Annotated in this window: 15 protein-coding genes, 2 tRNA genes and 1 pseudogene; 10 read left to right on the forward strand and 8 right to left on the reverse strand. The window is 70.5% G+C overall.

Features of this window, described 5'->3' with window-relative positions; all coding sequences use genetic code 11:
• Nucleotides 1-12: 12 nt before the first annotated feature.
• Nucleotides 13-1,481 (reverse strand): annotated as a pseudogene (locus ACWDVB_RS16720) (GNAT family N-acetyltransferase).
• Between ACWDVB_RS16720 and ACWDVB_RS16725 the strand changes: the two are divergent.
• From ACWDVB_RS16725 to ACWDVB_RS16735, 3 genes are all read left to right on the forward strand, one after another.
• Nucleotides 1,393-2,559: a PP2C family protein-serine/threonine phosphatase gene (locus tag ACWDVB_RS16725; RefSeq protein ID WP_451513183.1), complete on the forward strand. Its 1,167-nt coding sequence runs from the start codon at nucleotides 1,393-1,395 to the stop codon at nucleotides 2,557-2,559. The pseudogene ACWDVB_RS16720 and the gene ACWDVB_RS16725 sit on opposite strands and share 89 nt — an antisense overlap.
• 152 nt (nucleotides 2,560-2,711) lie before the next feature.
• Entirely contained in the window at nucleotides 2,712-3,539 is an 828-nt protein-coding gene (locus tag ACWDVB_RS16730; RefSeq protein ID WP_451513182.1) for an ABC transporter ATP-binding protein, read from the forward strand.
• Entirely contained in the window at nucleotides 3,539-5,995 is a 2,457-nt protein-coding gene (locus ACWDVB_RS16735) for an FtsX-like permease family protein (protein ID WP_451513181.1), read from the forward strand. The genes ACWDVB_RS16730 and ACWDVB_RS16735 overlap by 1 nt, the downstream gene beginning before the upstream one ends.
• A gap of 116 nt (nucleotides 5,996-6,111) precedes the next feature.
• On the opposite strand, the gene ACWDVB_RS16740 is transcribed toward ACWDVB_RS16735, so the two are convergent.
• Entirely contained in the window at nucleotides 6,112-7,329 is a 1,218-nt protein-coding gene (locus ACWDVB_RS16740; protein ID WP_451513180.1) for an acyltransferase family protein, read from the reverse strand.
• Between the two features lie 619 nt (nucleotides 7,330-7,948).
• Between ACWDVB_RS16740 and ACWDVB_RS16745 the strand changes: the two genes are divergently transcribed.
• The gene (locus ACWDVB_RS16745) at nucleotides 7,949-8,143 is read left to right on the forward strand and encodes a hypothetical protein (protein WP_127910262.1); all 195 of its coding nucleotides are present in this window, start codon (nucleotides 7,949-7,951) and stop codon (nucleotides 8,141-8,143) included.
• A 71-nt stretch (nucleotides 8,144-8,214) separates the two neighbouring features.
• On the opposite strand, the gene ACWDVB_RS16750 is transcribed toward ACWDVB_RS16745, so the two are convergent.
• Nucleotides 8,215-8,285: transfer RNA gene (locus tag ACWDVB_RS16750), tRNA-Gly, on the reverse strand.
• Nucleotides 8,286-8,427: 142 nt separating this feature from the next.
• Between ACWDVB_RS16750 and ACWDVB_RS16755 the strand changes: the two genes are divergently transcribed.
• From ACWDVB_RS16755 to clpX, 5 genes are all read left to right on the forward strand, one after another.
• Nucleotides 8,428-8,504 (forward strand) — tRNA-Pro (locus ACWDVB_RS16755).
• A 125-nt stretch (nucleotides 8,505-8,629) separates the two neighbouring features.
• Entirely contained in the window at nucleotides 8,630-10,024 is a 1,395-nt protein-coding gene (gene tig / locus ACWDVB_RS16760) for a trigger factor (RefSeq protein WP_451513179.1), read from the forward strand.
• Between the two features lie 427 nt (nucleotides 10,025-10,451).
• Nucleotides 10,452-11,057, forward strand: a complete 606-nt coding sequence (locus ACWDVB_RS16765) for an ATP-dependent Clp protease proteolytic subunit (protein WP_030783279.1) — start codon at nucleotides 10,452-10,454, stop codon at nucleotides 11,055-11,057.
• A gap of 62 nt (nucleotides 11,058-11,119) precedes the next feature.
• Nucleotides 11,120-11,794 (forward strand): ATP-dependent Clp protease proteolytic subunit, encoded by a 675-nt coding sequence (locus ACWDVB_RS16770; RefSeq protein ID WP_451513178.1) that lies wholly within the window; start codon nucleotides 11,120-11,122, stop codon nucleotides 11,792-11,794.
• A gap of 167 nt (nucleotides 11,795-11,961) precedes the next feature.
• Entirely contained in the window at nucleotides 11,962-13,248 is a 1,287-nt protein-coding gene (clpX, locus tag ACWDVB_RS16775; RefSeq protein ID WP_451513177.1) for an ATP-dependent Clp protease ATP-binding subunit ClpX, read from the forward strand.
• An 88-nt stretch (nucleotides 13,249-13,336) separates the two neighbouring features.
• Here the strand turns inward: clpX and ACWDVB_RS16780 are convergent, their stop codons facing one another.
• The 4 genes from ACWDVB_RS16780 to ACWDVB_RS16795 all read right to left on the reverse strand — a co-directional run bounded on the left by ACWDVB_RS16780 (nucleotide 13,337) and on the right by ACWDVB_RS16795 (nucleotide 17,226).
• Nucleotides 13,337-14,149 carry a hypothetical protein gene (locus tag ACWDVB_RS16780; RefSeq protein WP_451513176.1) on the reverse strand — a complete coding sequence of 271 codons (813 nt, stop codon included), beginning with the start codon at nucleotides 14,147-14,149 and terminating at the stop codon, nucleotides 13,337-13,339.
• A 57-nt stretch (nucleotides 14,150-14,206) separates the two neighbouring features.
• A complete protein-coding gene (locus ACWDVB_RS16785) occupies nucleotides 14,207-15,238 on the reverse strand; it encodes a hypothetical protein (RefSeq protein WP_451513175.1) in 1,032 nt (343 codons plus the stop codon).
• Nucleotides 15,239-15,352: 114 nt separating this feature from the next.
• Nucleotides 15,353-16,366, reverse strand: a complete 1,014-nt coding sequence (locus tag ACWDVB_RS16790) for a hypothetical protein (RefSeq protein ID WP_451513174.1) — start codon at nucleotides 16,364-16,366, stop codon at nucleotides 15,353-15,355.
• Between the two features lie 173 nt (nucleotides 16,367-16,539).
• Nucleotides 16,540-17,226: a hypothetical protein gene (locus tag ACWDVB_RS16795; RefSeq protein ID WP_451513173.1), complete on the reverse strand. Its 687-nt coding sequence runs from the start codon at nucleotides 17,224-17,226 to the stop codon at nucleotides 16,540-16,542.
• Nucleotides 17,227-17,361: 135 nt separating this feature from the next.
• On the opposite strand from ACWDVB_RS16795, the gene ACWDVB_RS16800 reads away from it, so the two are divergent.
• On the forward strand, nucleotides 17,362-19,986 hold the full coding sequence (locus tag ACWDVB_RS16800) for a valine--tRNA ligase (RefSeq protein ID WP_451513172.1): 2,625 nt from the start codon (nucleotides 17,362-17,364) through the stop codon (nucleotides 19,984-19,986).
• Between the two features lie 59 nt (nucleotides 19,987-20,045).
• On the opposite strand, the gene ACWDVB_RS16805 is transcribed toward ACWDVB_RS16800, so the two are convergent.
• A complete protein-coding gene (locus ACWDVB_RS16805; protein WP_451513171.1) occupies nucleotides 20,046-20,702 on the reverse strand; it encodes a hypothetical protein in 657 nt (218 codons plus the stop codon).
• Between the last annotated feature and the right edge of the window lie 12 nt (nucleotides 20,703-20,714).

Consider the following 20,714-nt stretch of genomic DNA (forward strand, 5'->3'; position numbering starts at 1 on the left):
CGAAGCCCCCGGCTAGAACCCGTGCGGCAGCCACGGCGCCACATCCGACCCGAAGGCCACCGAAGCCTCGGCCAGCGCGCCCTGCCGCAGCTCCCGCACCCGCCCCGCGCCCGCCAGCGACGACAGGGACACACCGCCCAGATACGCGGAGCCCAACTCCCGTACGGACAGGGCGAGGTCGGCCGCGTCCCGCGTACGCTCGCACGACGCGCCCTTGGTGTCGCCGGTGAGCCGCCAACGTCCCGCGTTCCAGGGGCAGAAGGCGTCCTCGACGTCGAACACCACGTCCACGGGCGCCTGATACGTACGCGCCTCCAGCGCCGCGCCCACCTCCACGAGCCGCACGTGCAGCGAGTCCCGCACCGTTATGTCGCACCGCCGGATGTCCGAGACGAGCTGGAGCAGCGGATCGTCCACCGGACGGCTGCGCGCGAAGACCGAAGACGTCAGGTCGATGTCGAACAGGAACCGCCACAGCGCCGCGCACGCCGCCGGATCCTGGGCCTCCAGATCCCGCACATGGACCGCGCCCTTGGGGCCCTTCCAGTCCCAGTCGGGCTTGACGGCGAACCGCACGTACCCGACGAGTTCACCCGCGCGTTCGGCGACCACGCACTGGAGCGGTGACGCGCCGCCCCGCTCGCTCTCCGGGTCGAGCAGCCCGAGCCGCTCCCAGCCGGGCCGCCGGGCTGTCATCCCCGGCCGCTCGGTGACCCGGCGCGCGTACAGCGCCTCGCACGCTTCGTGGACATCGGCCGGCCGCGCGTACCGCAGAAGTACGTCATCCGTCCCGGCCGGTACGGACAGCCGCACCCGGGTCGTGTCGATGTCGGCCTTCATCTGCAAGGTGGCCGTGCCGTACCCGAACCGGCCGTAGATGACCGGCTCGGAGGCGGTCAGCACGGCCAGCGGCTCGCCCGCCGCGCGCACGTCGTCCAGCTGTCTGCGCATCATCGACGTCAGAATCCCGCGCCGCCGGTGCGTGGCCGCGACGCCCACCATCGTGACGCCCGCCGTGTCCACCAGGGCGCCGCCGGCACGGAGAGCCGGAAGGAGAACGCCCCCGCCGTCCCCACGCACGCGTCCCCGTCCCACACGCCCATCGACCGGTCCGGCTCGGCCAGCGCCCGCCACAGCTCACGCTCCTGCGCCGACTCGGGCACACCGCCGAACGCCAGCTCCAACACCCCGTACCAGACGTCCCATTCGGACTCCGCGAGCACCCGCAAGTCTGTCGTCATATGCCATGAGTACCAGGGCGATACGCCCGATGCGACGGGATTTTCGCGGGCGCAACCGGCCGTCGCGGCCCGTCCTGAACACGCCTGAGACGGGGGACAACCGGGACCTCCCGTGCGAAGTACGCGGCCCGCTGGATAAGGTCCACGAGCAATGGCGGTACGAGGAGAGCGTCGCGAGCGACGGGCGCAAGCCGAGACATTCACGGCCCGGATGAAGAAGCGGCTGCACCGGGTCCGCATCGCGCTGCGCAAATCCGGGGTCGACTACTTCCGCGGCGACGGCTCCGACTGGGTCGCCCTGGCCGGGCTGCTCGTCACCATCCCGCTGATCACCTGCGGCACGATCGTCAACAACGTCTGGTGCGCGCCCGCCGCCCTCGTCCTGCCCATCGTCACGGGCGGGCTGCTCCTGCGCCCCGCCAGCCTCCTCGGCCTGTACGCGGCGTCCGCCGTCGCGCTGATCGTGGAGTCCGTCCAGCTCGGCCCGTACACCGAAGGGCCCTCGCGCGTCACCCCGGGCGTGGTCCTCGTGGTGGCCGCCTGCGGCTTCTTCGGACTGACCATCGCCCAGTTCCGCAGCCGCGTCGGTGTGCCCTGGCGCGGCGGCGGCACCATGCTGTTCGACCTGCGCGAGCGCATCCGCGTACAGAGCAAACTGCCGAAGCTGCCGCGCGGCTGGCACCGCGAGATGGCGCTGCGCCCGGCCGGCGGGCAGTCCTTCTCCGGCGACTTCGTCGTCGCGGCCCGCACGAACGGCGGCCGCACCCTGGAAGCCGTCCTCACCGACGTCTCCGGCAAGGGCATGGACGCCGGCTCGCGCGCCCTGCTCCTGTCCGGCGCCTTCGGCGGCCTCCTCGGCTCGCTGCCCCCGCACTCCTTCCTCCCGGCGGCCAACGGCTACCTCCTCCGCCAGGACTGGGACGAGGGCTTCGCGACCTCCATCCACCTGGTCCTCGACCTGGAGACCGGCGACTACGAACTCTTCTCGGCGGGCCACCCGCCGGGCCTCCAGCTCAGCGCGGGCAGCGGCCGCTGGGAGGAGAAGACGGGCCAGGGCCCGCTCCTCGGCGTCTACGACGGCGCCCAGTTCGACCCGGTCAAGGGCATGCTGCGCCCCGGCGACGTCCTGATGCTCTTCACCGACGGCCTCGTGGAGACCTCGGACCGCGACATCGCCGAGGGAATCGACCGCCTCACGGGCGAGGCCGACCGCTACGTGGCCGGCGGCTTCCACGGCGCCGCGTGGCACCTGATCGAGGCGGTCGCGAAGGACGTGAACGACGACAGGGCGTTGCTGCTGATCTGCCGGGAGGGCTGAGCGTTTCCCTGACGGGGTCGGATTCCTGACCGTCCGGGGTGGGGTTCTCCCTACCCCGGGTTCGCCAGCCGCCCTCATGGTCCACGGCACCCCCGGATCCGTACGTTCGAGACATCGACCAGGAACGTACGAACGGAAGGCGGGCAACAGCCATGGGGCTGCGACGGAAGCACCGGACCGAAGAGCGCACGGGAGCGGCTCCGACGCCCCCGATGCCGAGCGCCCGGCCCGGCGACTGGGCCGTCGAACTGCGCGGTGTCCGCCGCCGGTACGGCCGGGGCGCCGGCGCCGTGCACGCGCTCGCCGGCATCGACCTCGCCCTGCCGCGCGGCAGCTTCACCGCCGTCATGGGGCCCTCCGGCTCCGGCAAGTCCACGTTCCTGCAGTGCGCGGCCGGCCTCGACCGGCCCAGCTCCGGCAGCGTGCACCTCGGCGGCACCGACATCACCGGCATGAGCGAGAACAAGCTCACCGCCCTGCGCCGCACCCGCCTCGGCTTCGTCTTCCAGGCGTTCAACCTGCTGCCGTCGCTGACCGTCGAGCAGAACGTCGTCCTGCCGATGCGCCTCGCGGGCCGCCGCGCCGACCGCCGCAAGGCCGCCGACATGCTGGCCCGCGTCGGCCTCGGCGACAAGGCGCGCCGCCGCCCAGGCCAGCTCTCCGGCGGCCAGCAGCAGCGCGTCGCCATCGCCCGCGCCCTCGTCACCGAGCCGGACGTGATCTTCGCCGACGAACCGACCGGCGCCCTGGACACCACCACCGCCACCGAGATCCTCGGCCTGCTCCGCTCGGCCGTCGACACGATGGGCGCCACCGTCGTCATGGTCACCCACGACCCGGCCGCCGCCGCCCACGCGGACCGCGTCCTCTTCCTCGCCGACGGCTCCCTCGTCGACCGTCTGGAGCGCGCGTCCGCCCAGCAGATCGCCGCCCGGATGACCGCGCTGACGGCCCCCGCGTACGCGGGAGCGGCCGCGTAATGGCGTACGTGCCCAACGGCCTCGCCCGCGCGGCCGTCCGCTTCAAGCCCGCCGCCTTCGCCGGCACCTTCGTCGCACTGATGATGGCCTCGCTGATCGTGGCCGCCTGCGGCATCCTCCTGGAGACCGGCCTGCGCGCCTCCGTACCGCCCGTCCGCTACGCGGGCGCGCCCGTCGTGGCCGCCGCCGATCAGGAGGCCCACTTCGCCACCGGCAGCGGCGCGGAGCGCTCCGAGACGGCCACCCCGCTGCCCGACCGGGCACGGCTCGACGACTCCCTGGTCGCCAAGGCCGCCGCGGTGCCCGGCGCGCGCACCGCCGTCGCCGACGTCACCTTCCCCGTGCGGTCCGGCGGCAAGGCCGTCACCGCGCACGGCTGGGGCTCCACCGCCTTCACCGGCGAGAAGCTGACCGCGGGCCGCGCCCCGCACCCCGGCGAAGTGGCCCTCGCCACGCCCGGCGCCGCCGTCGGCGACCGCACCACGCTCACCACGGCGGACGGCCCGCGCGACTTCCGTGTGTCCGGCACCGTCAAGGCCGGGCGGAGCGCGCCCACCGCCTGGTTCGCCGACTCCGAGGCCGTACGCATCTCAGGGCACCCGGGGCGCGTCGACGCCGTCGTCGTACTGCCCGAGGCGGGCGTCTCGAACGCCACCCTCAAGTCCCGGGTGGCGCACGCCGTCGGCGGCAAGGCCGAGGTCCACACCGGCGACGACCGCAGCGCCGCCGAGGGCTCGGAGCTGGCCTACGCCAAGGAGCTGCTGACCGGCCTCGGCGGCTCCTTCGGCGGCATCGCCACCCTGACCGCCGTGTTCACCGCCGCCGGGACCGTCGCCCTCTCCGTCGGCCAGCGCGCCCGCGAGTACGCGCTGCTGCGCGCCATCGGCACCACCCCGCGCCAGATCCGCCGCACCATCGCCACCGAGACCCTGCTCGTCGCGCCGCTCGCCGGAGCGGTCGGCCTGCTGCCCGGCATCGCCCTGGCCACCTGGTGGTTCGGACAGCTGAAGGAGAAGGGCGCGATCCCGGAGGCGGTGGACCTGTCCATCTCCTTCATCCCGCTCGTCTCCGCCGTCGGCGTGGCCTTCGTGACCGCGCTCGGCGCCGGGTTCATGGCCGCGCGCCGCCCGTCCCGCGTCAAGCCCGGCCAGGCGCTCAGCGAAGCCTCCGTGGAGCGGATGCCGCTCGGCTGGATCCGTACGCCGCTGGGCGTCGCCGCCGCCGTCGGCGGCACGGTCTTCGCGGGCTTCGCCGCGAACAACACCGGCGAGGACGCGGCGAACGCGGCGCTCGGCGTCGTCATGCTCTTCATGCTCGCCGTGGCCCTGCTCGGCCCCCTGGTGGCCCGCGGCTGCGCGGCCCTGTTCGGCCTCGCACTGCGCGGCGCCGACGCGTCCGGATTCCTCGCGGCCGCCAACGCCCGTTCGAACGCCCGCCGCCTGGCCTCCGCGATCACCCCGATCGTGCTCGCCATGGCGTTCTCCTCCGTCCTGGTCTTCATGCACACCAGCCAGGACCGGGCCGCCGCCGACCAGCAGCGCGAGGGCATCACCGCCGACCACATCGTCACCTCGGACACCGGGCTCGCCCCGGGCGCGCTCGCCAGGGCCGAAGGCGCCGAGGGAGTCACCTCCGCCGTCGGACTGCTCAAGACGTCCGTGCTCGTCCCGGTCGGCTCCGGCGGCGACCGCTGGCTGGAGTCGGCGTCGGCGCAGGGCATCACCGGCACGGCCGCCGACCTCGCCAAGGTCCAGGACCTCAAAATCGAGACGGGCGCACTCGAGCTCGGCAGGGGCGAGGTCGCCGTGGACGCCGCGCTCGCCCGCTCCGCCCACGTCGAGACCGGCGACCGCCTCGCCGTCCGCCTGCCCGACGGCACCAAGGCAGCGCCGAAGATCGTGGCGACGTACGGCAGGGGCCTCGGCCTCTCCCAGGTGACGCTGCCGGCCGCCGACGTGAAGCGGCACGTCACCTCCGCCTTCGCCACCGAGATCTGGACCAGGGGCGGCTCCGCGGCGGCCCTCTCCGGCCTCGGCACCCTCCAGGACCGCGACGGCTACGCCACCGCCCAGTCCCTGGACCGCGAACTCAACGCCTGGGCCAACACCACCATGGCGGCCGTCCTCGGCGGCTTCGCGGCCGTCGCCGCGATCAACACCCTGGTGATGACGGTCCTCGACCGCCGCCGCGAACTGGGCATGCTGCGCCTGATCGGCTCCACGCACCGCCAGGTGATGCGGATGATCCGCTGGGAGGCCCTGATCGTCGCCGTCGCGGGCATCGCCATCGGCTCGGGCATCGCCCTCGCCACGCTCGTCCCGATGATGAACGGCCTGACCGGCGAGTCCCCCTACGTCCCGCCGCTGGTGTACGGCTCCTTCGTCGGCGCGGTGCTGCTCCTCGGCCTGGCATCGGCGACGATCCCGGCACGGGCGGCACTGAGGTCCGCGGCATGATGACAAGAAGCCGAGGCCCTCGCCCGTGAGGCCCACGCGACGAGACGACAAGGGCGCGCATGACAGCGAAGTACGCCGTCACGCGCGCCCTGTCGGGACTCCGCCGACCCTTGCCGCTACGTCGTCGACCTGGCGCGCTCCCGCGCCAGCTCCGCCGCGTCCCGCTTGAAGGCCCACTCCATCTTGGGCTCCATCGCGAAGCGGAACATCCGCTGCACCGGAGGCGTGCACAGCAGCGTCACCACGGTCGCGGCCACCGCCGTCACGAAGATCTCACCGAGCGGCTTGTGCAGCCAGTCGTACTCCTCGAACCAGCCCCAGAAGCGGGAGCCCTTGGCGAGGAAGCCGTGCAGCAGATAGCCGTACAGCGTGCCGGCGCCGAGGATCGTGAACCACATCCTGCGGCGCGGCACCCACGCGAAGAAGCACGCGGTGAGGACCACGGAGCAGCCGAAGAGCGCCAGCGTCATCACGATGCCGACCCACCACGGCACGCCCAACTCCTGCGCGCTGTCACGGCGGTAGAACCACACGGACGTCATACGGGGCCCCGCCCAGTAGGCGAGCAGCACCGCGGCCGCGAAGACGGGCACGGACAGGATCCGCACCTCGCGGCGGCGCACCAGCTGGAAGTGCTCGGGCTTCATGAAGAGGCCGAGGACGAAGAACGGCATGAACTGCAGGACGCGCTGGAGGTCGAGGTCGTCGCCGATGTCGGGGGAGATCACGGCGAGCATGGCGATGGCCAGAGCGAGCGGCACCGGCCAGCGCACGATCTTCCACAGCGGCACGGTGAGCCGCCACACGAAGAGCGCGACGAGGAACCACGTGAGGTACCAGGGGTCGAGCAGGCTGATCGGCTGCGACGGGTCGTCGTCCGCCCAGCGCTTGAAGAGGGTGTACGCCACCTCGAAGATCACGTACGGCACGGCGACGCCGGTCACCAGCCGCCTGAGGCGGTCGGGCCGCATGTCGAAGCTGCGGGAGAAGTAGCCGGAGATCAGGATGAACGCCGGCATGTGGAAGGTGTAGACGGTCATGTACAGCGCCTCGGCGGCGCGGCTGTGATCCGTCAGGGGTTCCCATGCGTGTGCCATCGCCACGAGGACGATCGCCAGGTACTTGGCGTTGTCGAAGAACGCGTCGCGCTGTTTGGCGGGCTTCGCCGAGCGGGCGGCCGCGCGGTGACCGGCCGGAGTGGGGGAAGTGGGGGGAGCGGTGTGGGCCTGCGGGGTCGGATAGTGGGTGCGCGGGGGCGGGGGTCCGGCCGTCGGCACCTGGGCCGGGGGGAGCGGCGCCCGGTGGCGTCCGTGCGGGTGCACCGAGTTGGTCACAGGCCCTCCCACCAAGAGCTCGGTGAGACGATCCGGGACCGCACTGCGCCTACGGGGGTGGTGGCAGCGTGGAACATCTGACGCACCCTAGCGTCGCGGCGCTGTCTTCGTAAAACCCTCGTCACTTCCGTCAACCCGATCCCTGTCAATCCCTGAGGCGATTACCGCTTATCGCGTCCGCATACCCGCGAATCGCTTCGGTGGACAGAGAGACGTAGGCATATGGTGCCCCTTACGTCACAATTCATCCGGTTTAAATGGTGCATAACGCCCGCAGGCGCGACTCCAGTGGAATGTCCGATTGGTCGGCGACCGATAGTCGTTGACAGCCCTGGATGTGCCGCCCGCAACAATTCGAATTTCCTGCGAACGCCGTGTGTGGTGATGGCAACGATCAAGCTGAATTCCCGCTGACCGCGAGTCGTCGAATTCCCGCACCGGGGTGCGCCGCTCGCGCCCCCCTGAGGCGCCCCCGCGCGCCCGGCCCGTGAACGTTGGCCGACGATGTGTCACCCGCCGCATACAGCGGGCCTGTTGGTGGCACGATGGTCGGTGGCGGGGGCGTGCGGGGTCGTACCCCCCGGGCCGGGAGTGCGAACCGACCTAGGGTGTGATCAGTGTGGCCATTTCGCTGTCAGTGGTGCTGCTGTTGGCGATCATCCTTGTAGTGCTGATCCGCGGGGGATCACTCAAGGCGGGGCCCGCGATCGTCGCGGTGCTCTTCGGTTTCTTCCTCGCCTCGACAGGCATGGCGCCCTCCATAAACCGGTTCCTGAACGAACTGGCGGAGACCATCAACTCGATCAGCTTCTGAGCCGGCGCGGCGGCGCGAGAACACCGCCGGCCCGGCCGCTGGAATCAGCGGACCGGGCCGGGACAGTACAGAGCGGGCGACGGGAATCGAACCCGCGTAGCTAGTTTGGAAGACTAGGGCTCTACCATTGAGCTACGCCCGCACGGCGCACCGTGGCCCGAAAGGCCCGCGGCACGACAGGCATCGTAGCGGGTCGACGGCCTTCGCCGCACACCCCCCTTCACGCCCCCCGTTCGACCGGGGGCCGCACGGCCTGCGGGCATGTACCCTACGTGTCGCACCGACGGGGTGTGGCGCAGCTTGGTAGCGCGTCCGCTTTGGGAGCGGAAGGCCGTGGGTTCAAATCCCGCCACCCCGACCAGCAAGATCTCCCTCACAAGATCGCATTGTGGGTCGGCTCCCGCTTGCCGTTACTATGCAAGCTGTGTGCCCGTGTGTCTCTGATCCGGGCAGAAACCAGCAGTCAGCCCCCAAGGAGACCGAACCGTGAAGAGCGCCGTGGAGACCCTGAACCCGACTCGGGTTCGGCTCACTGTTGAGGTGCCCTTCGAGGAGCTCAAGGACAGCCTCGACGCGGCGTACAAGAAGATCAACCAGCAGGTCACGGTGAAGGGCTTCCGCAAGGGCAAGATCCCGGCCCGCGTCATCGACCAGCGGTTCGGCCGCGGTGCCGTGCTGGAGGAGGCCGTCAACGACGCGCTCCCGAAGTTCTACACCGAGGCGGTCAACGAGGCCGAGCTCAACGTCCTGGGCCAGCCCGAGGTGGACATCACCGAGCTGAAGGACAACGAGACCCTCAACTTCACCGCTGAGGTCGACGTCCGCCCGACCATCGAGATCCCGGACTACTCCGGCATCGAGGTCGAGGTCGACGCGATCGAGGTCAGCGACGAGGACGTCGACAAGGCCGTCGAGGAGCTGCGCGAGCGCTTCGCCTCCACGTCCCCGGTCGAGCGTGCCGCCGAGGACGGCGACGTCGTGACGATCGACCTGGAGGCCAAGGTCGACGGCGAGGTCCTGGAGGACGGCGTCGCTTCCGGCGTCTCCTACACGATCGGCTCCGGCGAGCTCCTCGAGGGCATCGACGACGCCGTGAAGGGCCTGGAGGCCGGTGGCGAGGCCACCTTCACCTCCGAGCTCAAGGGCGGCTCGGCCACCGGCAAGGAGGCCGAGGTCACCGTCAAGGTCACCCAGGTCGCCAAGCGTGAACTGCCGGAGCTGGACGACGACTTCGCGCAGCTGGCCTCCGAGTTCGACACCCTCGACGAGCTCAAGGCCGACAGCCGCAAGCGCCTGGCGAACATGAAGCAGTACGACCAGGCCACGCAGGCCCAGGAGCGCGTCCTGGAGAAGCTGCTCGAACTGGCCGAGGTCCCCGTCCCCGAGAAGCTCCTCGCGGACGAGATCCAGACCCGCAAGCACAACCTGGTGAACCACCAGCTCGGCCAGATGGGCCTCGACCTCGCGAAGTACCTGGAGATCCAGGGCAAGACCGAGGAAGAGTTCGACGCCGAGACCAAGGAGCAGGCCGAGAAGGGCATCAAGACGCAGTTCGTCCTCGACGAGCTCGTCAACAAGGAGAAGCTGAACGTGAACCAGGAGGAGCTCACCGAGCACCTCATGCGTCGCGCGCAGTCCTCCGGCATGTCCCCCGACCAGTTCGCCCAGGCCGTCGTCGAAGGCGGCCAGGTCCCGATGCTGGTCGGCGAGGTCGCCCGCGGCAAGGCCCTCGCGGTCGTCGTCGAGGCGGCGACGGTCAAGGACACGAACGGTGAGGTCGTCGACCTCGAGGACGAGGACGAGGACGAGACGGCTGCCGCCGAGGGCGAGCAGACCGAGGCCGCCTCCGACGAGGCCGCCGAGGAGAAGACCGAGGCCTGAGCAGCCTCGCTCTGACCCACGCATCACGGGCCCCTGGGATTTCGATCCCGGGGGCCCGTGTCGTGCTCCGTATGGGGCGCGGTGAACCGCGCGGCCGGCCACGTACAAGCCGCAGAAGCCGTAACACCTGGCGTGGCAGACGCGACTGCGGCGCCGCGCGGGCTGAGCGCGCAGTTCCCCGCGACCCTGACGGGGCACCTCCCGGGCCCGGTCAAAGGCGCCCCCGCCAGAACCTGCGCTCACAGCGAACAGTTCCTTCTGCGGGATTCCCCGAAGGGGTCCGCGCGTTAGGGTCCATGAATACGAGGGCAGGGGAGTCCCCGGAGCCGCCCCGGAGCGGCTGGCACGCGGGGTCCCAGCCCCAGCTGAAGACGTGAGACGGCCCGGCGCCGTCGTAAGACGAGCAGGTGGATACGTGACGAATCTGATGCCCTCCGCCGCCGGCGACCCCTCCATCGGTGGTGGCCTCGGCGACCAGGTCTACAACCGGCTGCTCGGCGAGCGGATCATCTTCCTCGGCCAGGCCGTGGACGACGACATCGCCAACAAGATCACCGCGCAGCTGCTGCTCCTTGCCGCAGAGCCGGACAAGGACATTTTCCTCTACATCAACAGCCCCGGCGGCTCGATCACTGCGGGCATGGCTGTCTACGACACCATGCAGTACATCAAGAACGACGTGGTGACGATCGCGATGGGCATGGCGGCCTCCATGGGCCAGTTCCTGCTCAGCGCCGGCACGCCCGGCAAGCGCTTCGCGCTGCCGAACGCCGAGATCCTGATCCACCAGCCCTCCGCGGGCCTGGCGGGCTCCGCGTCGGACATCAAGATCCACGCCGAGCGGCTGCTGCACACCAAGAAGCGGATGGCCGAGCTCACCGCTCACCACACCGGCCAGACCGTCGAGCAGATCACCCGCGACTCGGACCGCGACCGCTGGTTCGACCCGCAGGAGGCCAAGGAGTACGGCCTCATCGACGACATCATGCCCACCGCCGCCGGCATGCCGGGCGGGGGCGGCACGGGAGCCTGAGGCACGCCTCAGCGCCCTGTAAGCCGAATCCTCAGCCCCCGCTCCTCAGGAGACCAAGACAGATGAACAACTACCCCGGCAGCGGCCTCGCCGCGCAGGCCGAGTTCACCGGCGCCCGCGCCGAGTCCCGCTACGTCATCCCGCGCTTCGTCGAGCGCACCTCGCAGGGCGTGCGCGAGTACGACCCGTACGCGAAGCTCTTCGAGGAGCGCGTGATCTTCCTCGGCGTGCAGATCGACGACGCCTCCGCCAATGACGTCATGGCGCAGCTCCTGTGCCTGGAGTCGATGGACCCGGACCGCGACATCTCCATCTACATCAACAGCCCCGGCGGCTCGTTCACGGCCCTCACGGCCATCTACGACACGATGCAGTTCGTGAAGCCGGACGTACAGACCGTGTGCATGGGCCAGGCGGCCTCGGCCGCCGCCGTCCTCCTCGCGGCCGGTACGCCGGGCAAGCGCATGGCGCTCCCGAACGCCCGCGTCCTGATCCACCAGCCCTACAGCGAGACGGGCCGCGGTCAGGTCTCCGACCTGGAGATCGCCGCCAACGAGATCCTCCGGATGCGCGCGCAGCTGGAGGACATGCTGGCCAGGCACTCCACGACGCCGATCGAGAAGATCCGCGACGACATCGAGCGCGACAAGATCCTCACGGCCGAGGACGCGCTCGCGTACGGCCTGGTCGACCAGATCATCTCCACCCGGAAGATGAACAACGCCTCGGTCGTCTGACGCAGAGCTGTAGCATCTGCCGCTCCTTGGCATGGTTCGCGCACGACCCGCGTCGAAGCGAACCGTGCCAAGGGGGGCCCGAACGGGGGGCCCGGCAAGGTACCGTCGGATATGAGGCACCAGGAGCCGCTGAACGTGGCGTCTCCCAGGCGAAGGGGAAGCACCTCGTGGCACGCATCGGTGACGGCGGCGATCTGCTCAAGTGCTCGTTCTGCGGAAAGAGTCAGAAGCAGGTCAAGAAGCTCATCGCAGGCCCCGGTGTGTACATCTGCGACGAGTGCATCGACCTCTGTAACGAGATCATCGAGGAAGAGCTCGCGGAGACGAGCGAGGTCCGCTGGGAGGAACTGCCCAAGCCTCGCGAGATCTACGAATTCCTTGAGGGCTACGTCGTGGGCCAGGAGCCCGCGAAGAAGGCCCTCTCGGTAGCGGTGTACAACCACTACAAGCGGGTCCAGGCAGGAGAGAACGGCGGCGCGCAGGGCCGTGACGACGCGATCGAACTCGCCAAGTCCAACATCCTGCTGCTCGGCCCGACCGGCTCCGGCAAGACGCTCCTGGCGCAGACGCTCGCCCGCATGCTGAACGTCCCGTTCGCCATCGCGGACGCGACGGCGCTGACGGAGGCGGGCTATGTCGGCGAGGACGTCGAGAACATCCTGCTCAAGCTCATCCAGGCGGCCGACTACGACGTCAAGAAGGCCGAGACCGGGATCATCTACATCGACGAGATCGACAAGGTCGCCCGCAAGAGCGAGAACCCGTCGATCACACGCGATGTCTCGGGCGAGGGCGTCCAGCAGGCGCTGCTGAAGATCCTGGAGGGCACCACGGCCTCGGTCCCGCCGCAGGGCGGCCGCAAGCACCCGCACCAGGAGTTCATCCAGATCGACACGACGAACGTGCTCTTCATCGTGGGCGGCGCCTTCGCCGGCCTGGAGAAGATCATCGAGTCGCGGGCGGGCGCCAAGGGCATCGGCTTCGGCGCCACCATCCGCTCCAAGCGCGAGCTGGAGGAGAAGGACCGGTTCGAGGACATCATGCCGGAGGACCTGGTGAAGTTCGGGATGATCCCCGAGTTCATCGGCCGCCTCCCCGTGATCACCTCGGTCCACAACCTCGACCGCGAGGCCCTGCTCCAGATCCTGGTGGAGCCGCGCAACGCGCTCGTGAAGCAGTACCAGCGCCTGTTCGAACTCGACGGCGTGGAGCTGGAGTTCGAGCGTGAGGCCCTGGAGGCCATCGCGGACCAGGCGATCCTCCGCCAGACCGGCGCGCGAGGGCTGCGCGCCATCATGGAGGAAGTCCTCCAGTCGGTGATGTACGAGGTCCCGTCCCGCAAGGACGTCGCCCGCGTCGTCATCACCTCGGAGGTCGTCCGCTCGAACGTGAACCCGACGCTGGTGCCGCGTGAGGTGCGGGGGCCGGGGGCCGGGGAGCAGAAGTCCGCGTAGTACATGCAGTAGTACTCGTAGTACGCGCATGAAAGGGGCGCCCGGCGATTCGTTCGCCGGGCGCCCCTTTTCATACGCCTGGTGAAAGCTACTTGACCTCGACGCGCACGTCGTCGCGGAGATTGGCGACCTGCGTGGCGACGTCGCTCAGTGCGATGTCCTTGCCGCTGCCGGTCGCGGCGGCATCGGAGTACACGGCGTACGCGACCGTGCTGTGGTCGCCCCAGACACACATCGGCGTCTGGAAGCTGTTGGGGACGCCCTCGTCGTCCGCGCCGACCTCGCCCATCTTGAACTCGGCCTTCTGGCACTTCATGATGCCGTTCTCGAAGCCGTCCGGCGTGAACTCCTCCGGGTCGCCGATGAGCTTCATGGCTCCGTCGGAGCCGTTCATCGAATTCTTCTCCATCTCGGCGAACATCGCGTCGACGACCTTCTCCGGATCGTCGACCTCGCCGTACACACCGAAGTAGTTGAGGGACTTCAGACCCGCGCCCTCGCCGTAGCTGTACGCGGCGTGGACGTCCTTGGGGTTGCTGACGCCCCGCTTCTCCAGGTCCTTGAGGTCGCTCGACGACGTACCGCCGCCACCGGACCCCTCGACCTTCTTGTAGCTGCCGAGCACGGTCGCGGGCGCCGTCAGCTTGTACGTCTTGCCGTCGTCGGCGACGGAGGAGCTGTCGCCCTTGGCGAAGAGGAAGTACCCGCCGACCGCGGCGGCGGCCACGACCACCACGGCGCCGATGATGAGCCCGGTCTTCTTGCTCCCACCGCCCTGCGGGGGCGGGGGCGCGGGGAACTGCCCGTAGGGGGGCTGCGGCGGCTGCCCGTAAGGGGCGGGCTGCTGCGGAACGCCCTGGGGCGGCTGGGTGCCGTACGGGCCGGGCTGGTTGTAGCTCACTGCGTCGGGGTTCCCCTCATAGGTGGTGCGGCGGTACGGCGGTGCTGTGTCCCGGTGTCAGAGCTTGACGCGGACTTCCTTGCGGACCTTGAGCGTGGTGGCCGAGGCGTCGTCGAGCGAGACCTTGCCCGCCAGGGCGTCGGCGGCCACCACGGGAACGACGACGGCGACGGTGCTGTTGTCGCCCCAGATGCAGACCGGCATGTGGATCTCCTTGGGACCGGACGAGCCGGTGCCGCTCGGGCTGTCGTTCTTGATCACGGACTCCTGGCACTTGAGGACGACGTCGCCCGTGCTGAAGTCCTTGACGTTGCCGACCAGCTTGCCCGTCTGCGCGCCGGGCTCCTGGGAGTCCTTCTTGACCTTGGCGAACATGCCGTCGACGACCTTCTCCGGGTCGCCGACCTCGCCGTAGACACCCATGAACTGGATGGCCTTCTGCGCCAGGGGGTTGCCCCCGCTCTCCGTCTTGTAGCCGGCGTCGACGTCCTTGGGGTTCTTCACCCCGGCCTTCTCGGCGGCCTTGATGTCGCTGGAGTTGAAGCCTCCGGCCTGGGCGTCGTCCTTCTTGTACTCGCTGAGCACCGTCTCGGGCGTGACCAGCTTGTGCGCCCCGTCGTCCGCCACGGAGGAGGAACCGCCGCCGCTGTCGCTGCCGTTGAAGAGGAAGTACGCGCCGACGCCGAGGGCGGCGACCACCGCGATGCCACCGATGATGAGCCCGGTCTTCTTCTTGCCGCCGCCCGGGAGCGGGGGCGGGACCTGCCCGTAGGGCATCTGCGGCGGGACCTGCCCGTAGGGGCCGGGCTGCTGGGGCTGGCTGTAGCCGCCCTGCGCGGGGGCCTGCTGCGGGTAGCCGTAGCCGGGCTGGGGCTGCGGCGGGGGCGCCTGCTGGGGGTAGCCATAGCCGGGCTGCGGGGCTTGCGGCGGCTGCCCGTAAGGGCCGGGCTGCTGCGGCTGGCCGCCGTACGGACCGGGCTGCTGGGGCTGGCCGCCGTACGGGCCCGGCTGCTGGGGCTGGCCGCCGCCGTACGGCCCGGGCTGCTGCGGCTGCTGCCCGCCGTACGGGCCCGGCTGGTTGTCACTCATGGGGCTTCCCCTCCGAAACGCTTATATGTTCCCGACATCCTGACGCAAGAGGGCCCGGTCGGATGACCGAGCCCCGCCCCCGGGGCCGACGGGCCGCGCGCGCCCCGCCGGGCGTCAGAGCTTGACGCGGACTTCCCCGCGGAACTTGGCCGTGGTCGTCGCGGCCTCGTCGAGGTCGGCGCCCTGGCCGGAGAGCGCGCTCGCCACGTCCGTGGTGACGACGTAGCCGATGGTGCTGTGGTCGCCCCATATGCAGGTCGAGGCGGACATCTCGCTCGGTCCGGTGGAGCCGGTGGTGGAGCCGGTGGTGCCCGCGGCGCCACCCAGGTCGACCTTCATCTCCTGGCACTTGAGGACCGCGCCGTCGAGCTCGGCGGGCTTGAACTCCTTCGGGCTGCCGACCAGCGTGACCTTCTCGCCGCCACTGCTGGCAGTGCCGTCCTTGGCTTCCTTCTCGGCGTTCGTGAACATGTGGTCCACGACGCCCTCGGGGTCCTTGATGTCGCCGTAGATGCCGCCGAAGGACAGGACCTTCTGCGCCATCGGGTTGTCCTTGCTGCCCGACTGGTACTGGGCCTGCACGTCCTTGGGGTTCTTCACCCCGGCCGCCTCGGCCTTGTCGAGGTCGACGCTGTTGAGGCCGCCGGAGCCGCCCGGGTCCTTCTTGTACTCGGTCAGCGCCGTCTCCGGCGTCGTCAGCTTGTGCGGGCCGTCGTCCTTGACGCCGGAGTCGTCGCCTCCGCTGCCGGCCGCGTTCGAGGAGCCGCCGCCCTTGCCGTCGTCACCGCCCGCGAGGACGAAGTAGCCGCCGACCGCGGCCGCGGCGACGACGGCGACCGCGGCTATGACGAGGCCGGTCTTCTTGCCGCCGCCACCGGGGGGCGGCGGGGGCGGGACCTGTCCGTAGGGGCCCTGGGGCTGCTGCCCGTAGGGGCCGGGCTGCTGGGGATGGCTGTAGCCGCCCTGCTGGGGGGCGTGCTGCGGAGCCTGCTGCGGGTAGCCGTAGCCGGGCTGGGGAGCCTGCGGCGGCTGGCCGTAGGGGCCGGGCTGCTGGGGCTGGCCGCCGCCGTACGGCCCGGGCTGCTGCGGCTGCTGCCCGCCGTACGGGCCCGGCTGGTTGTAGCTCATTACTGGGGTTCCCTCCCGATGCTTACGCGTTCCGAACATCCTGGCGGACGGGGCACGGGGAGCGGGGCGGCCGGGCAGGATCGATGCGCAGTTGTTGAACGTCTGTTCCAGAGACCGGACGTGTTCCGGAGACCGCACGGAGACCGCACGGAGACCGCACGAGCTGAGCGCGCTCACGCCTTCACGCGGGCCGCCTCGCGGAGTTCGGCCGCGAAGGAGGCGACCTCGTCGGTGGTCATGCCGCCGCCCTTCGCCAGCGCCGCCATATCCATGCTGAAGACGATGCCGTACGTGTCGGCGGTCTGGCACTTCATGACGGCGTTGTCGAGGGCGTCGGGCTCGACGGTCTCGGGGTCGCCGACGAACGCGAACTCCTCGGGGTCGCCCGCGTTGTCGCCCGCGTCCTCCTTCGCGCTCTCCTCGGCCTTGGCGAAGCCGTCGTCGACGGACTTCTCCGGGTCGTCGATCTCGCCGTACATCCCCTGGAAGCTGATCTGCTTCCCCTTGAGAACCTCGCCCGACTGGTACGTGGCAGGCACGTTCTCGGCGTTACTGATGCCGATCTCCTCGGCGTTCTCCGTGGAGCCGAGTGGGCCACCGGGGGTGTCCTCGCCCTTCTTGTACTCGCCGACCGACGTGGGAGGCACCAGCTTGTGCGCCCCGTCGTCCTCGACCGACGAGGAGCCGCCGCCCCCGCCGAACAGGAAGTACGCGCCGACGCCGAGCGCGGCGACCACCGCGACGGCACCGATCACGAGGCCCGCCTTCTTGCCGCCGCCCTGCGGGGGCTGGGGCGGCGGGACCTGCCCGTAGGGGGCCTGCGGCTGCTGCCCGTACGGGCCTGGCTGCTGGTGGCTCATCGCGGGGTCCCCCTCCGAACTCTGATGTGTCCCGGACATCCTGAACGACGTACGGCAGCCGTGGAGCCCCGAACGGCAAGCGATATCGAACATTCCGGTTTCGGGACCGCTCCGTAACCCCTCTAAACTGACCGCGTGACCGACAACGCTCAGCAGCAGCCTTCAGCGACCACTCCCGAACTGCCGACCCAGTACGCGCCGGCCGAGGTAGAGGGGCCGCTGTACGAGCGCTGGGTGGAACGGGGCTACTTCGCCGCCGACGAGAAGAGCGAGAAGCCGCCGTACACCGTCGTCATCCCCCCGCCGAACGTGACGGGCGCGCTCCACCTGGGCCACGCCTTCGAGCACACGCTCATCGACGCCCTGACCCGCCGCAAGCGCATGCAGGGCTTCGAGACGCTGTGGCAGCCCGGCATGGACCACGCGGGCATCGCCACGCAGAACGTGGTCGAGCGCGAGCTGGGCAAGGAGGGCAAGTCCCGCCACGACCTGGGCCGCGAGGCGTTCATCGAGCGCGTCTGGAAGTGGAAGGGCGAGTCCGGCGGCCAGATCTCCGGCCAGATGCGCCGTCTCGGCGACGGCGTCGACTGGGACCGTGAGCGCTTCACCATGGACGAGGGCCTCTCGCAGGCCGTCCAGACCATCTTCAAGAAGCTCTACGACGACGAGCTGATCTACCGCGCCGAGCGCATCATCAACTGGTGCCCGCGCTGTCTGACGGCGATCTCCGACATCGAGGTCGAGTACCAGGACGACGACGGCGAGCTGGTGTCGATCAAGTACGGCGAGGGGAACGAGACGCTCGTCGTCGCCACCACCCGCGCCGAGACGATGCTCGGTGACACCGCCGTCGCGGTCCACCCCGAGGACGAGCGGTACAAGCACCTCGTCGGCAAGCAGATCAAGCTGCCGCTGACCGACCGCACGATCCCGGTCGTCGCGGACGAGCACGTCGACCCCGAGTTCGGCACCGGCGCCGTCAAGGTGACCCCGGCGCACGACCCGAACGACTTCGAGATCGGCCAGCGCCACGGCCTGCCGAACATCGCGGTCATGGACGAGCACGCCGTCATCACGGTCCCCGGCCCCTTCCAGGGCCTGGACCGCCTGGAGGCCCGCTCCGCCATCGTCGGCGCCCTGCGCGCCGAGGGCCGCATCGTCGCCGAGAAGCGCCCGTACTCCCACTCGGTCGGCCACTGCTCGCGCTGCAAGACCACCATCGAGCCGCGCCTGTCGATGCAGTGGTGGGTCAAGGTCGGCCCGCTCGCGAAGGCCGCCGGTGACGCGGTCCGCGACGGCAAGGTCAAGATCCACCCGCAGGAGATGGAGAAGCGCTACTTCGACTGGGTCGACAACCTCCACGACTGGTGCATCTCGCGCCAGCTGTGGTGGGGCCACCGCATCCCCGTCTGGTACGGCCCGAACGGCGAGGTCGTCTGCGTCGGCCCCGACGACGAGGCCCCGACCGGCGAGGGCTGGCGCCAGGACAACGACGTGCTCGACACGTGGTTCTCGTCGGGCCTGTGGCCGTTCTCCACGCTCGGCTGGCCCGAGGAGACCGAGAGCCTCGCGAAGTTCTATCCGAACTCCGTCCTCGTCACCGGCTACGACATCCTCTTCTTCTGGGTCGCCCGGATGATGATGTTCGGCCTCTACGCGATGGACGGCACCCCGCCGTTCCACACGATCGCGCTGCACGGCATGGTCCGCGACCAGTTCGGCAAGAAGATGTCGAAGTCCTTCGGGAACGCCGTCAATCCCCTGGACTGGATGGACAAGTACGGCTCGGACGCCCTGCGCTTCACGCTCGCCCGCGGCGCCAACCCCGGCACGGACGTGCCGATCGGCGAGGACTGGGTCCAGGGCTCGCGCAACTTCGCCAACAAGATCTGGAACGCCACTCGCTTCGCGATGATGAACGGCGCCACGATCGAGGGCGAGCTGCCCCCGGTCGAGCAGCTGTCCGCCACCGACCGCTGGGTCCTGTCCCGGCTGAACGCGACGGTCGCCGACGTCGACGCGCTCTACGACGACTTCCAGTTCGCCAAGCTCTCCGACGCCCTCTTCCACTTCGCGTGGGACGAGGTCTTCGACTGGTACGTCGAGCTGTCCAAGACGACGTTCATGGCGGGTGGCGAGGGCGCGAAGGTCTCGGCCCGCGTGCTGGGTGAAGTCCTCGACGTCACCCTGCGCCTGCTCCACCCGATCGTCCCGTTCGTGACGGAGACGCTCTGGACGGCGCTGACCGGCCGCGAGTCGATCGTCATCGCCGACTGGCCGGTCGACAGCGGCTTCCGCGACACCGCCGCCGAGCAGGAGATCGAGACCCTCCAGCAGGTCATCACGGAGGTCCGCCGCTTCCGCGCCGACCAGGGCCTCCAGCCGGGCCAGAAGGTCCCGGCCCGCCTCACCCTGGACGGCACGGCGCTCGCCCCGCACGAGGCCGCGATCCGTCAGCTGCTGCGCCTCCAGCCGGAGGGCGACGCCTTCACGGCGACGGCGACGCTGCCGGTCTCGGGCGCCACGGTCGCGCTCGACCTGTCCGGCACGATCGACGTGGCCGCCGAGCGCAAGCGCCTCGCCAAGGACCTCGCCGCCGCCGAGAAGGAGAAGGCGCAGGCCGAGGCGAAGCTCGGCAACGAGGCGTTCCTGGCGAAGGCCCCCGACCAGGTCGTGGACAAGATCCGCGGCCGCCTCACCAAGGCGGAGGCCGACATCGCGCGGCTGACGGCGCAGTTGGAGGCGCTGCCGGCCGCGTAAGACCCCCTCGCCCGACCCTCGTACTGCCTCGTACCGCCTCGTACCGCCTCGTACGAGAGTCAGGCGAGGGGGCGCGTGTCGCGTGCCCGCTCGTCGGCGGGTCCGGCGGGCGCGATGAGGTCGACCGGCCCGAAGAACTCGACCGGGCCGTCGCACGGGGCCGGGGGCTCAAGGCCGAGCCGCTCCAGCTCCGCGCCCGCCAGGGCGTCCAGGATCTCCGGGTCGCCGTGCCGCCAGCCCCAGGCGAGGCTGCCCGGGGTCGAGCCGGGGATGTCCGAGGCGGTGGCGGCCACCTCGTCCAGGGGCCTGAGCAGCGAACGCAGGGCCAGCAGGTCGCGGCCGTCGTCGGAGGCGGCGAGGTCCCGCGCCGCGCCCGCCTGGCGGATCCAGCGGAGCCGGCGTGGCAGCCAGACGACCAGGACCAGACCGACCGGTACGACGAACAGGGCGACGGCGCCCACCGCCACCGCCGTGCGCACGGTCACCGGGTCCATGGCGTCGACGGCGTCCGCCACGCGCCGCAGCGCCGTGTCGACGCGCCCGCCGACCAGCGGCAGCGGCGCCCGGTGCTCCTGGAGGGCGCGGGGCAGGGCGAGCAGACAGGTCAGCCGGTACGCGATGACGGCGGCGCCGGCCCACAGCGCGGTCCACAGGAGGACCGCGGCGTCACCGGCGAGCTGATGGGTCCGCCGGGCGGAATTCTGGGCATACCACATGGTCAGATCTGA

This window comes from Streptomyces sp. NPDC003379 (assembly GCF_053589195.1).